A 12,955-nucleotide genomic window follows, 5' to 3' on the forward strand; every position below is an offset into this window, starting at 1 on the left:
CGGGTATGAAATCAATTTCCAGCCGCAAAAACATGCGTCTGTAAATCGATTTGTGCACTTTGAGGAATATTACTGTTTCCAATTCCGTAACTGCCTATTTCTTAATCAAGATAACATCCTTCTCCAAAGAAACCCGATCTCCCGGCACGCCGTCCACGCCGGCGTACTGGTCTGTGTTGGAGATCAGAACCATAACCGTAGGATCGTATCCCTTTTTCCGGATGGCATCAATGTCAAAGCTCACCAGCCGGTCGCCCTTCTTTACCTTGGCGCCCTGCTCTACATACTTCTCAAAATGCTCCCCGTTTAATTCCACCGTATTGATGCCGATGTGAATCAACAGTTCCACCCCATTGTCCAGCACAAAGCCAAGAGCATGGAGCGTCGGATACAGCACGGAAAGGGTTCCGTCTGCCGGCGCAAGGATCTCTCCTTTCGAAGGAATCACTGCAATTCCTTTTCCAAGGGCCTCCGAAGCAAATACCTCGTCTGCCGTTTCCTTTAAAGCAACCGCCTTGCCCTCTGCCGGAGAGCCGATTGTCAGATCTGCATTTTCCTTTGTTACCTTTACAAAAGGAGCTGTGTTCTCCGGAATCGCCGCTGCCGTTGTCCCGGGAACAACCTCCTCAAAGCCTGCCAGATAGGTAAGAACTGCGGCTCCCACAAATGCCACTGCAATACCAATCAGATAAGCCAGGAACCGGGAAAAGCTGGTTCCCTCGCCGTAGTAGGACATAATTGTTAAAATACCGTTGTTTGCAAAGCCCGTATTCACTGCGTTACCGATACCCATAATGGCACCGCCCAGAGCGCCTGCAATCACGGCGCAGATCATCGGACGCTTGAGACGCAGATTACATCCGTAAATAGCCGGCTCCGTAATACCGACCAGGAAGGCCGACAAGGTTGCCGCTCCCGCCACCTGCTTTGTCTCTGCACTCTTTGTCTTCAGGGTAACGCCGAGAGCCGCTCCTGCCTGGGCAAAGTTTGCCGCTCCCGCAAAGCACATCAGCGTATTGGTTCCGGAAATCGCCACATCGTTCAGACCGATAGGCAAAAGAGCCCGGTGCGCACCGAAGATAACGCAGACGCCCCACAAGCCGCCCACAATAATACCGCCCAGAAGGGGACTGAAGGAGTAAAGCATCTGATACAGCCACTGGATAAAGTAACCCACATAGATTCCCACAGGGCCTACTATCACAAGCATAACCGGAAGCATAATGATAAGGCAGAGGCCGGGAACCAGGATAATCTGCAGAATCTCCGGAATCACCTTCTTCAAAAACCGCTCCAGCGCAGCCATGACCAGCACAGCCAGGATAATCGGGATCACCGACTCCGTGTAGCTGAACACCTTAGTGGATTCTCCGATGGTAAATGCCTTTTTAATCACAGGCAGGCCGAAAATCGTGGAGGGTGTCGCCACATCCTGGATCAGCGCGTCCACAACGGGATGACAGAGGAAGCCGCCTAAAACCATGGCAATGATCTGGTTGCATTTCAGAGCCTTTGCAGCCGTATAAGCCAGAAAAACAGGCATAAAGTAGAAAATGATATTGCTGGCCGTGTTGAGCAGCGTATAGGTGCTGGTAGCCGTAAAAGCCTCAAACATAGGAAGTCTGGAGCAAGCCGCCAGAAGTCCCTTTATCAGTCCAGCCGCCGCAATGGCCGGAACAATGGGTGTAAAGATCTCGGAAATCTTCTGAAGAACCAGGTTGAAGCCGCCTTTGCCGCCGCCCTCGGAAGCACTTTCGTCCAGATCTCCCACCAGGGGAAGCACCGCATCATAAATCTTGGTCACCTTCGCACCGCAGACCACCTGGAACTGTCCCCCTGCAATCACAACAGAGATTACACCCTCCAGATGCTCCACCACATCCTTTTTAGCCTTGCTGTCATCCTTTAAGACAAAGCGAAGCCGGGTAAAACAGTGGGTAACTGATTTTACATTTTCTTTTCCGCCTACATTTGCCAGAATGTCACTGGCGATTCTGCCGTAATCCATAACCTCATCCTCTCCTTATGTTTTTCTTTTTTCTATGTACAGCGCTTGATTTCGGGCTATACACTGCACAGATTGTCCGGACTGCCCATCCGTGTCTGCCGGCTTACAGAAATGAAAGAAATAAAAAAGATCAAATCGAAAATACGAAGAAACATCTTTTGTCTCTTCCCTGCTTCAATCTGATCTTGCCTGCTTTACCAGTAACACGTCATTCTATATATGTTTTTGAACAACCTTACTTTAACACATTTATCCTAAATCTTCAATAGTTTTTAAGATTGTTTTAATACATTTTTATGATTATTTGGTTACAGCTTGATTCTTTTTTAGATTTTAATCCAAACAAAACTACTCCGGCGCCTTTTATATTGTAATAAGGAAAAAACAAATGCCGTGAAACACTTTGTCAAATATTATCAAAATAACAAGCAACTGCCAGTGTATTGAAAAAAAAATCCCACATACTATTCTCGTAACAACCGCGGCAGCTTCACGCAGGCTTTTAAAAAATAAAAGGCCCGGATAAAGGAAGCCGTCACGGATAAACAACAACAAACCGCAGACAGCATTTTTTAATATCTGCAGTAAGGAGGCGTTTATTATGGCAAACAAATCATCTAACACCGCAGCCGTTCCCGAGGCAAAGGGCGCTCTGGACAAGTTCAAGTATGAGGTAGCAAGCGAGCTTGGCGTACCTCTCACCGACGGCTACAACGGAAATCTGACTTCCAAGCAGAACGGTTCCGTAGGCGGCTATATGGTTAAGAAAATGATTGAGGCACAGGAAAGACAGATGGCCGGCAAATAAGAGACGGCAGCTTTGATTTTCTGTAAAATCCCAAGAAGCAGGGATTAAAAAATGAGAAGGCCGATCCGCAGACAAATCTGTTTTCGGATCGGCCTTTCTTATGCCTTTCAAAAAGGCAATGCTCCCACAGCAGGCAGAATACGATGCAGGCAGCTAAGCTCTGTAATCAATATGCCTTTTGGGCGCCGTCTTCTTTTTCCTTTTCAGCCTTGGCAGAATTCCAAGCCGCACAATAACAATCAATGCAGTCACGGTAAGCACTGCAATTACCAGGATCACCGACACGGCAATCACGTCATTGGAAACTGTTCTGGAAGGGCTCTCATTTTCACTTACCGCTCCCTGTGCTGCCAGCCTCCATCCGATGGAAATAGGCGACAGGCTCTTCACCTTAAGCTCAAGCCCCTCTGCCGTCTGATTCACTGCAAGGTATTCAATGTCCCCGGCCTTATGGGAGCCTGTTTTTTCCGTATACATATGGGCTGCCGTAAATTCATAGGGCCCTCCCTTAGCCGTATTGCTGGGATAAGGCAGCCTCACCGTAATGCCTGATTCCGGAAAAACCTCCTGCCCGGCTTTTTTCCAGCTGCTATCTTCCTGCTGGACTAAGAGCCGCACATCATAAACACTGGTATTGGTAATCAGCACCGCCGGGTCTTTCTCCGTAATGGCCGTGCGCATTCTTGTCTCAACCCCTTTGGGGCTGTTGAGCTTTGGAAGCTCCATAAGTGCATCCGGCACATGGGAGATTCCAATCTCCATCTCCTGACGGCAGCTAAGCCCGTTTCCGGCAAGCTCCTCCGCCTCCGGCAGGGCCTTTACATCGTTGATCATTGCCGTAATCACCGGCATCTCCTCCGGCAGACAATAATTGCCCCCTACCGAAGGCTCCCGGCCGGTCTTCCATGCCAGGGTAATCTCCTGCTCTCCGGCTTCCGTTCCCTCATAAGAGCCCTCCAGACGGGCGGCCGGCCACTGGCTTTCCGTCTCCTCCCGATCCTGGGAGAGAATCCCCGTTACCCCCAGGCTTCCATAGATGGAAATACTTTTGTCGAAGCTCTCCCCGGCCTGGCCGGCTGCCGAAAGTCCTGTGGTATCCCAGGCCAGCTCCTTGGGCTCAATCTTCCACTCTGCCTGGAGGGGATTGGGCCCTACAATTACATAGTGTTCTTTGTCTAGACTTCCGCTCAGAGAAAAATAGACGCTTGCCTTATAGCTTCCGGCCTCCGTTCCGCTGGAGGTTTTCCGGCTGGCAATCACTCCTTCCGGCAGCGTGCCCTCCAAAGACACAGTCTTTTCCATACCGTCGTACACAAACTCTGTGATATCCCAGTACGCCCCTGAGACGTCAATCTCCTTTGCCACAATGGTTATTCCGTCCAGAACACAGCGCAGTTCCTGCCGCTCCTCATCCCTGGCGCAGGTAATGTCCACGGAATGAACGCCCAGATCCAGGGTTTCCCACTGTACCTTAGTAAGGCTGGTTACATTGCGGACGCTGCCGTCCTCATAGGTGCCCGTCACAATCAAATCCGTGCCGTCGAAAGGATCGCCGTAGCTGTACGTCATCTGATAGGGCTTCTGAAATACCTTGATGGAAGAAAGGCCGGTACGCTCCGCTTCTCCCGGAGAATACACCATGAAGCGCTTGCTTAAGGACTTTTCTCCTGCCTTGGAATAGGTCACCGTATATTCTCCTGGTTCCAGAATGGGCCAGTCGATTTCCTTTGTGTCCCAGCCGGTAAAGTCCGGTATCACGGAAAACTCTGCGCCGAACAGTTCCTTATGCCCCCTCCGCTTCCGGTTCAGCTCAATCTGCCCCAGGACGCTCTCTGTGATATCCTCCCCTTCTTCGCTGTCATACACCAGATTATCCGGCACAAGAATCATATCCGCCGTGATTCCGGGAACCGTAAACTTTCCTCTGCCCTCCAGCTTTCCTTCCTTCCCCTGCTTGATGCAGTCCTCGGCAGCCAGACGCAGAGAGCCCTCATTTACCAATTTTCCGTTTAAGGTAAGGCTGGCTCCCTCACGAATCTCAAAAACTGTCTCGGCATCTGCCGTCAGCGTGTTTCCCACTGGAATCACCCGATCCTGCTCCAGGACATAATTTTTATTTCCGTAAAACTGCCCCATGCGCCCTTCAAAAAGCACGCCGGAAAAACCGCTGATTCTGGCTTTTCTCTGATCCGCCTCCACCCAGGAGGCAGACTCCTCATCTCCGGTAAGCACGTCCCCAGACATCCCCAGGCTTCCGTTCACCTTGACCGTGCCGCCGATGATATGTATGGTTCCCGCCGCCTCTTTGTCCTCCCACAAGGGGCTGCTTCCCAATCCGGTTCCGCTGGTGGAGGCCGAAGCCGTCACGGAACCGCCGGTAATCTCAATCGTTTTGCAGGATCCCTTTACGCCCCCTCCGATTCCGCTTCCTCCTCCGGTTCCGCCTGTTGCAGTAACAATTCCTCCGTGAACGGTGATGTTTCCGCAGTTTTCGGGAGAGGTTCCCTCCAAGGCCTCGGATTTTCCGGTGCCGCCGATTCCGGCTGCTGTTCCCGATCCGGTGACGGACAAAGATCCGGCGCTGTCCTCAATTACAAGAAAGGCGCCCTCCGGCACGTAAATCCCCGCATGATCCCCCTCAATGCTCTGAAGGATATTGGTTCCGTCAAGACTCAGACGCACCATGGCATGATCCATGGCGCTCCCCAGGGAAAAGGGGCTTCCCTTGGAGGCTGTCTTTACATCCTTTAAGGTGATATCCGCCAGATCGCTTTGTACGGTAATGGTATGGGCAGCGGGCTTTGTTCCGGAGCTTGTGATAACGTAGCTTCCCTGGTGGGATACCTCGCTGCCTCCCCCTTGGGTGTAGCCTCCGTTTGTGATCACAATATCGCCTTTTGCCAGATCAAGCTCCTTTTCCTCAGGCTCTGCATAAGAAGGCACGCTCCACAGGGCAGCCAGTAAAGCTGCCATAAGCAATGCGCCTGCAAAGGTTTTTCTCTTTCTGCCGTTTCCTCTCATGCCGTTCTCCTATCTTTACCGCCAAAACATGTTTTGTCTGCCGGATTCTGCTTTTATGATATGCTGCTTTTACAGTATAAGTCTGTATTAGTTTACCATAAAACAGGTAAATGTCAATTTTGATCACGAATATTTCACATTTTACAACCCCTGCATCCACTCAAAAAAACAGTCTTACAGGCTTACATTCCCGTCTCCACCCATCCGGCAGGCGGACAGCCTTTTTCGAAGCTCCCGGTGCTCTTCCTTTTGAAGGGAGGGATCCTCCCGAAGCAGCCTGGCCGCTGCCTCTCCGGCCGCCTTCAGAATCCCGGCATCCGTAAATACGTCTCCGATTCTGAATTCCAGAAGGCCGCTTTGGCGGATGCCGAAGAGATCCCCCGGCCCTCTAAGCTTCAAATCCTCACTGGCAATGTAAAAGCCGTCGTTGGATTTGTTCAGAATCTCCAGACGCTTCTTCGTATCCGGACTGTCATTTCCGCTGACAAAGATACAATAGGACTGGTGTTTTCCCCGTCCCACCCGGCCCCGAAGCTGATGAAGCTGCGCCAGGCCGAAGCGTTCTGCATTTTCCACCATCATCACTGTTGCGTTTGGTACATTGACGCCCACCTCCACCACAGTGGTGGATACCAATACCTGGATCTCTCCGGCAGCAAAACGCTCCATAATCTTGTTTTTTTCTGCTGCTTTCATTTTTCCGTGGAGATATTCGATGGCGATGGAGGGATTCATGGCCTTCTTTAGCTTTTCCGTGTAATCCACCACATTTTCCAGCTCAAGCTCCGGATTCTCCTCCACCATGGCGCAGATCACGTACACCTGCCTTCCGGCTGCAATCTCCTTTTCCATAAAGCGGTAGGCCGTCGCCCGGTAGCTCTCGTCCACCACACAGTTTTTGATGGGCAGCCGGCTGGCCGGCAATTCATCGAGAACGGAAATATCCAGATCCCCGTAGAGAATAATCGCCAGGGTTCTCGGAATAGGCGTGGCGCTCATAACCAGCACATGGGGATACTCCCCCTTATCTGTGAGTGTCTCTCTCTGGCGGACACCAAAACGGTGCTGCTCATCCGTTACCACCAGCCCAAGACGCAAAAAACGAACCTGGTTTTGTATCAAAGCATGGGTGCCGACCACGATTTTGGCCTCCCCGCTCTCGATGGCCTCGTATGCCAGCCGCTTTTCCTTTGCAGTCATAGAGCCTGTGAGAACTGTTACGGAAAGGGAAAGCCCGGCGCCCTCCAGCATCTCCCGGATGGACTGCCCATGCTGTCTGGCCAGAACCTCCGTGGGAGCCATCAGCGCTCCCTGATACCCGTTGTACACGGCGCAGACCAAAGCCAGCAGAGCCACCACCGTCTTGCCCGATCCCACGTCCCCTTGAATCAGGCGGCTCATAACGCCCTCCCCGGACAGATCCCTTTGAAGCTCCTCCCAGACCTTTTTCTGCGCCCCTGTCAGCTCATAGGGCAGGGACGCAAGAAGCTGCTGTGTCTCCTTCACCGGAGAGCAGGGACATTCGTTTTTCCTTAGTTCCGACGCCTCCTTCATCTGGCGCAGTGCCAGAATAAACAGGAAAAATTCATCGAAAACCAGGCGCTTTCTCGCCAGCAGCAGATCCTCCCATTTCACCGGAAAATGAATGGTCTGCAGGGCAAAATTGTACTCTGCAAGCTCCTGGCTCATACGAATCTCCTCCGGCAGATACTCCGGGTTCAGATTCCTTCCGTCCAGAGCCTGCTTTACGGCCTTTGCCACGGTTTTGTTAGAAAGGCCTGCCGTCAGTCCGTAAATGGGCTGCATGGTATTCAGCTTCTCCTCATAGGCCTCCGGCGTAAAGTATTCCGGCTGCTCCATCACCAGACGGCCCTTTTTCTTCTGAACCCTTCCCCTGAAAATGTAAGTACTCCCAGGAGTCAGGGTATTTTTTAAAAAGGGCATATTAAACCAGGTAAGATGCAGATATTCCCCGAATTCCTCCAAGACCACAGTGGTCACGGCATAACGCTTTGCCTTTGTGACTGACGGCGCTTTCCTTAAAAAGCCGGCAACGGCCTGAATCTCCTCTGCCTTTAAGTTGGCAAAGGTCACAGGCTCCTGGTACATGTCGTAAGTTCTGGGATAATATGACAACAGCTCTCCCACCGTGTGAACTCCCACACGGTGAAAGAGCATGGCTGTTTTTTCTCCAATTCCTTTGATGCTTGTAATTGGTGAATCCATATATTACTCCACTGATACCACATAATAGTAGATGGGCTGGCCGCCGAAATGCACCTCGATATCACAATCGGGGCAGACTTCTCCAAGTTTTGCTCCCAGTTCTTCCGCATCTTCCTCACTGACGCCCTCACCATAGTAAATGCTGATAAGCTCCGAATCATCATCAACCAGTTCCTTAAGCATATCAAGGGTTACATCTGAAATTCCGCTTCCCACAGACAGAATGGAGTGATCTCCGATTCCCATAATGTCGCCCTCTTTGATCTCCTTATCATCCAGATGGGTATCCCGGACGGCATAGGTTACCTGGCCGGTCTTTACATTCTGAATCTCCGCCGTCATCCGCTCTTCGTTCTCCTGGGGAGACATGTAAGGAATGTAGTTGATCATGGCCGTGATTCCCTGGGGCACTGTCTTGGTGGGCACTACAATGATGTCCTTATCTTTACAGAGCGCCTGGGCCTGGTTGGCTGCCAGGATGATGTTCTTATTGTTCGGCAGGATAAAGATGTGATCCGCATTCACCTGCTCAATGGCATTGAGCATATCCTCGGTACTGGGATTCATGGTCTGGCCGCCCTCGATGAGATAATCCACGCCGAGTCCCCGGAAGATCTCCCCGATTCCCTCGCCGATGGACACGGAAATAAAGCCCATCTCCTTTCTGGGCTGCGCCGCCTTCTTTGCCGCTTCCTCCTCCGCCTGACGGGCGGCAATCCGGGAAGCATCCTTAATAAGCTTTTCCTCGTGTTCTTCACGCATATTATCAATCTTCAGCCGGGACAGGGAACCGTAGGTCAGAGCTTTCTCAATGGCCTGCCCGGGATGATTGGTATGTACGTGGATCTTCACGATGTCGTCATCGGCCACGCACACAATGGAATCACCGATAGATTCCAGGAACTGCTTGAATTCATGCTCCGTCTCGGAGGGGAATTCCTTATCTAACATAATGATAAATTCGGTACAATAGCCGAACTTGATATCCGCCTCGGTCTGAGGGCTGATCTTCACCGGCGCTGCCTTGGGAGCTTCAAAGGTGTAGTCCACCTCCTTGCCTAAGAAGGCGTCATAGGCGCCTTTCAGCACCTCCACCAGGCCCTGTCCGCCGGAATCTACCACCCCTGCTTCCTTTAACACGGGAAGAAGCTCCGGCGTCTTCAAGAGAACCGCCTCCGCCTCCCCGATAATCTCCCGGAAGAAAACTTCCAGATCCTCCTCGGACTGGGCAAGCTCGGCCGCTTTGTCCGCAGCTCCTCTGGCTACGGTGAGGATGGTTCCTTCCTTGGGCTTCATAACTGCCTTATAGGCCGTCTCCACGGCTTTCTGAAAGGCATTTGCAAAGATCACCGTGTCTAATGTTTCATAATTGCGGATTCCCTTGGTGAAGCCTCGTAAAAGCTGGGACAGGATCACGCCGGAATTGCCTCTGGCTCCCCGTAAGGATCCGGAGGAAATGGCCTTTGCCACGGACTCCATGGTGCGCGCCGGCAGATTATTCACCTCTGAGGCGGCTGACATAATGGTGAGCGTCATATTCGTTCCCGTATCTCCGTCCGGAACAGGGAATACGTTCAGCTCATTGATCCATTCCTTTTTCGCCTCCAGATTTTTGGCACCGGCCAGGAACATCTTTGTCAGTGTTTCTACATCTATGGTCTTCATAACTTCGCTAAGCTCCTCCTGCTATTAGTCTATTACCCGTACACCTTCTACAAAGATGTTGATTTTCTCAATGGACATACCTGTGAATTCCTCCACCTTGTACTTTACATTGCTGATCAGATTGTCGGATACTGCAGAAATGCTGACTCCGTAGGATACGATCACATGGAAGGATAAGGTGATGCGGTTGTCGTTGATCTGGACGTTAACGCCTCTGGTCAGATTGTCGCCCTTTAAAAGCTTGACAATGCCGTCACGGACATTGACCATAGCCATACCCACAATGCCGAAACATTCCACGGCTACGGAGCCGGCATATCTGGCTATGACTTCCGGGTCGATGATTACTGCGCCTAGTTGTGTATTCATAAGTCCCTTCATTATGATTACCTCCATTTATGTTTTTAACATGTCCGGCCCTTTCGCCGGTATGTGGAAAGCCGGTTACGGCCTTTGCCGCAACGGAAGCTGAATGAACTATGTAGCTTTCCCTATGAGAACGCTCCGGCATTTCATCAGGCTTTTTCCGGAGTATGATGATTCTATATTGACAGTATACCCTTTTTCCCTTAAAATTCAAAGTGATTTTTCAAATTTTAACCAGTTTCTCAAAAAGTTGCAATATTTTCAAATTAACACTTGCAAAATATAGTACTTTCTGCTAGAATAATACATGTTGCGAGCCTAGATATAGGGTTCACTAAAGATCAAGGAGGTGCTAAGATGGCTAAATGTGCGATTTGTGAAAAAGGCGCTCACTTCGGAAATGCTGTAAGTCATTCACATAGACGTTCCAATAAGATGTGGAAATCCAATGTTAAGTCTGTAAGAGTTAAGGTTGATGGCGGCTCCAAGAAGATGTATGTTTGTACTTCTTGTCTGAGATCCGGCAAAGTGGAAAGAGCGTAAGGCGTGGATAATAAAAGAAGCTGTTGCGAATGTGACAGCTTCTTTTTTTGCTTTTATATCAGTCTGCGCAAAACAGCTATTCCTTCCAGCAGATCGGAAATCTTTCTGTAGTAAATCAGATCTTTTGGCTCCTTTTCTCTTCCGTCTGCTGCAAAATAGACGGTTCGGAGCTTATCTGCCCTCGCCGCAAGCACTCCTTCTGCCGAAGCAGCAAACACAAGAACACCCTGCCTTCCCGGCTTTTTCCCCTCCAAAGCTCTGCAGAATCTGTCCGGGCTGTCCCCGGATACCAAAACAAGCTCCAGGCCCGATTCCAGAATAAACTCCTGAAATTCCTGTGCCCAGGCTTTTTCTTCCAAAACCTGTTTTTCCGCCAGAATCAGCTTTAGCCTCTTTTTGGCGGAGCTCTTCTTTTTCTCTTTCTGTTCTTTCTGATATTGCTCGTAAAGATCCGGCCTGCGCGATCTGGTACGCAGGACGGACTGCTCTCTCCGCCAATCCTCAATGCGGTCGTGATTTCCGCTTAAGAGTACCTGGGGAACCTTTTTTCCCTTCCATACCTCCGGGCGGCTGTACTGTGGGTATTCCAGCAGATAGTCGTGGAAGGACTCGAATTCCGCCGATACCTCATTGCTCAGAACTCCGGGAACCAGACGGGAAACGGCATCGATCATCACCATGGCGGGAAGCTCCCCTCCTGTGAGCACATAATCCCCGATGGACACATAGTCCGTCACGACCTCCTCCAGAACACGCTCGTCAATTCCCTCATAATGACCGCAGAGCAGAATCAGATTCTCCTCTTTTGCCAGTTCCTGGGCCAGGGCCTGATCGAAAACCCTTCCCTGGGGCGTCGCATAGATAACCCGGGCCCCCGCTCCCTTGAGCCGGCTCTGCACTTCCTCGCAGGCACGGTATACGGGATCCGCCTGCATCACCATGCCGGCTCCTCCGCCGTAGGGATAATCATCCACCTTCCTGTGCCTGTCCTCTGTAAAATCCCGGATGTCTACCGCCTCAAGGCTTATGATTCCCTTTTCCATGGCACGGCCCAGGATGCTGGTGCGAAGTCCCTGCTCAATCATTTCCGGAAATAAGGTCAATACGTGATACTTCATTACTCCAACAATCCTTCCAATATATGCACAGTCATCCGGGCTTCTTCCACACTTACTTTGAGAATGCAGGAGGGAATGGCCGGAAGAAGCACTTCCTTTCCTTCCTCTGTCTCTACCACATAGACGTCGTTGGCCCCTGTCTGCAGGACGTCCGTCAGAGTTCCAAGGCGGATCCCCTCATCCGTATAAACCTCCATGTGGATGAGATCTGTGATAAAATTTTCATTTTCCTCAAGGGGCACGGCCTGATCCCGTGTCACCAGAAGATCTTTCCCTTTGTACTGCTCTACCTCGTTGATATCGTCAAATTCCCGGAATTTCAGAATGACCTGGTTTTTGAAAAATTTCACTCCGGCCACCTCTAAGGGCTTGTATTCATGTCCTGTATCCAGAAGCACCTTCTTCAGCTCGCGGAAACGCTTTGGATTATCCGTGGTGGGAAATACCTTAACCTCGCCCTTTAAGCCATGGGTGGATGCGATAACGCCTACCCTTAAATAAGACTCCATGCTTTTCTCCTTTTTGCCTGTCTGCCTGCGTCCTTTTTTCTCTCAATCTGTGAAAAACAGCGGGTGTTTCCACCCGCCTGTCTGTCCTGTGATAAATTCTACTGCAGAATCTCCACAACAACCTTCTTTTCTTCCTTTGATGATGCTGCTTTAACCACACAGCGGATCGCTTTTGCGATACGGCCTTGTTTGCCGATCACCTTTCCCATATCGGACGGTGCCACGCGAAGCTCAACGAGAATGGTTTTCTCATTCTCCGTCTCTGTCACAGCAACTTCTTCCGGATGCTCCACCAGTGATTTTGCAATCACCTCTACCAATTCTTTCATGTTTTTCCTCCGAATGCGATGCTGCCGTTCCTATTGAGAACAGCTGCTGCGCTGTTGCCTTTCCAAAGCTTTGCGGTTTATTTCTCAACACCTGCGGCCTTTAAGATCTTGCCTACTACCTCTGTGGGCTGCGCACCGTTGTTCAGCCACTTCTTTGCCGCCTCAACGTCTACGTTGAATGTGCTGGGGTCTGTGCTCGGATCGTAGGTACCGATCTCCTCGATGAATCTGCCATCTCTGGGGGATCTGGAATCTGCTACGATAATTCTATAGAAAGGAGCTTTCTTCTGACCCATTCTTCTCAATCTGATTTTTACTGCCATCTCTTTTCACCTCCAAAATATAATTCTTCTTTTGTTTTC

At 50.7% G+C, this 12,955-nt stretch carries 11 protein-coding genes; 2 read left to right on the plus strand and 9 right to left on the minus strand.

The features are described 5' to 3' along the window. Positions 1–94 precede the first annotated feature (94 nt). A complete protein-coding gene (locus tag VV089_RS08020) occupies positions 95–2,008 on the minus strand; it encodes a beta-glucoside-specific PTS transporter subunit IIABC (RefSeq protein WP_334335532.1) in 1,914 nt (637 codons plus the stop codon). Positions 2,009–2,609: 601 nt separating this feature from the next. On the opposite strand from VV089_RS08020, the gene VV089_RS08025 reads away from it, so the two are divergent. Further along, positions 2,610–2,816, plus strand: coding sequence for an alpha/beta-type small acid-soluble spore protein (locus VV089_RS08025; RefSeq protein WP_160567303.1), 207 nt, complete (start codon positions 2,610–2,612; stop codon positions 2,814–2,816). A gap of 153 nt (positions 2,817–2,969) precedes the next feature. On the opposite strand, the gene VV089_RS08030 is transcribed toward VV089_RS08025, so the two are convergent. The 4 genes from VV089_RS08030 to VV089_RS08045 all read right to left on the minus strand — a co-directional run bounded on the left by VV089_RS08030 (position 2,970) and on the right by VV089_RS08045 (position 10,109). Further along, positions 2,970–5,837, minus strand: a complete 2,868-nt coding sequence (locus VV089_RS08030) for a hypothetical protein (RefSeq protein WP_334335533.1) — start codon at positions 5,835–5,837, stop codon at positions 2,970–2,972. A gap of 174 nt (positions 5,838–6,011) precedes the next feature. Further along, the gene (recG, locus tag VV089_RS08035; protein WP_334335534.1) at positions 6,012–8,063 is read right to left on the minus strand and encodes an ATP-dependent DNA helicase RecG; all 2,052 of its coding nucleotides are present in this window, start codon (positions 8,061–8,063) and stop codon (positions 6,012–6,014) included. Positions 8,064–8,066: 3 nt separating this feature from the next. Further along, complete coding sequence (locus VV089_RS08040) at positions 8,067–9,728, minus strand: DAK2 domain-containing protein (protein ID WP_334335535.1); 1,662 nt, start codon at positions 9,726–9,728, stop codon at positions 8,067–8,069. A gap of 24 nt (positions 9,729–9,752) precedes the next feature. Further along, positions 9,753–10,109: an Asp23/Gls24 family envelope stress response protein gene (locus tag VV089_RS08045; RefSeq protein ID WP_172540379.1), complete on the minus strand. Its 357-nt coding sequence runs from the start codon at positions 10,107–10,109 to the stop codon at positions 9,753–9,755. 342 nt (positions 10,110–10,451) lie between these two features. Between VV089_RS08045 and rpmB the strand changes: the two genes are divergently transcribed. Next, positions 10,452–10,637: a 50S ribosomal protein L28 gene (rpmB, locus tag VV089_RS08050; RefSeq protein WP_160567313.1), complete on the plus strand. Its 186-nt coding sequence runs from the start codon at positions 10,452–10,454 to the stop codon at positions 10,635–10,637. A gap of 53 nt (positions 10,638–10,690) precedes the next feature. Here the strand turns inward: rpmB and trmD are convergent, their stop codons facing one another. The 4 genes from trmD to rpsP form a co-directional block, all read right to left on the minus strand. Next, positions 10,691–11,755 carry a tRNA (guanosine(37)-N1)-methyltransferase TrmD gene (gene trmD, locus VV089_RS25215; protein WP_442891500.1) on the minus strand — a complete coding sequence of 355 codons (1,065 nt, stop codon included), beginning with the start codon at positions 11,753–11,755 and terminating at the stop codon, positions 10,691–10,693. After that, on the minus strand, positions 11,755–12,264 hold the full coding sequence (gene rimM / locus VV089_RS08060; protein ID WP_172540377.1) for a ribosome maturation factor RimM: 510 nt from the start codon (positions 12,262–12,264) through the stop codon (positions 11,755–11,757). The genes trmD and rimM overlap by 1 nt, the downstream gene beginning before the upstream one ends. 98 nt (positions 12,265–12,362) lie before the next feature. Further along, positions 12,363–12,593 (minus strand): KH domain-containing protein, encoded by a 231-nt coding sequence (locus VV089_RS08065; protein WP_172540376.1) that lies wholly within the window; start codon positions 12,591–12,593, stop codon positions 12,363–12,365. A 77-nt stretch (positions 12,594–12,670) separates the two neighbouring features. Further along, positions 12,671–12,916: a 30S ribosomal protein S16 gene (gene rpsP / locus VV089_RS08070; protein WP_160563593.1), complete on the minus strand. Its 246-nt coding sequence runs from the start codon at positions 12,914–12,916 to the stop codon at positions 12,671–12,673. Positions 12,917–12,955 lie beyond the last annotated feature (39 nt).

The organism is Candidatus Merdisoma sp. JLR.KK011, from assembly GCF_036941125.1.
Taxonomy (GTDB): domain Bacteria; phylum Bacillota; class Clostridia; order Lachnospirales; family Lachnospiraceae; genus Laedolimicola.

What these genes read in the sequence shown, in the direction of transcription:
- VV089_RS08065 (WP_172540376.1), bottom strand. Translation starts at nt 12,593, where the DNA reads ATGAAAGAATTGGTAGAGGTGATTGCAAAATCACTGGTGGAGCATCCG.
- VV089_RS08040 (WP_334335535.1), bottom strand. Translation starts at nt 9,728, where the DNA reads ATGAAGACCATAGATGTAGAAACACTGACAAAGATGTTCCTGGCCGGT.
- rimM (WP_172540377.1), bottom strand. Translation starts at nt 12,264, where the DNA reads ATGGAGTCTTATTTAAGGGTAGGCGTTATCGCATCCACCCATGGCTTA.
- rpmB (WP_160567313.1), top strand. Translation starts at nt 10,452, where the DNA reads ATGGCTAAATGTGCGATTTGTGAAAAAGGCGCTCACTTCGGAAATGCT.
- VV089_RS08030 (WP_334335533.1), bottom strand. Translation starts at nt 5,837, where the DNA reads ATGAGAGGAAACGGCAGAAAGAGAAAAACCTTTGCAGGCGCATTGCTT.
- VV089_RS08025 (WP_160567303.1), top strand. Translation starts at nt 2,610, where the DNA reads ATGGCAAACAAATCATCTAACACCGCAGCCGTTCCCGAGGCAAAGGGC.
- VV089_RS08045 (WP_172540379.1), bottom strand. Translation starts at nt 10,109, where the DNA reads ATGAAGGGACTTATGAATACACAACTAGGCGCAGTAATCATCGACCCG.
- rpsP (WP_160563593.1), bottom strand. Translation starts at nt 12,916, where the DNA reads ATGGCAGTAAAAATCAGATTGAGAAGAATGGGTCAGAAGAAAGCTCCT.
- VV089_RS08020 (WP_334335532.1), bottom strand. Translation starts at nt 2,008, where the DNA reads ATGGATTACGGCAGAATCGCCAGTGACATTCTGGCAAATGTAGGCGGA.
- trmD (WP_442891500.1), bottom strand. Translation starts at nt 11,755, where the DNA reads ATGAAGTATCACGTATTGACCTTATTTCCGGAAATGATTGAGCAGGGA.
- recG (WP_334335534.1), bottom strand. Translation starts at nt 8,063, where the DNA reads ATGGATTCACCAATTACAAGCATCAAAGGAATTGGAGAAAAAACAGCC.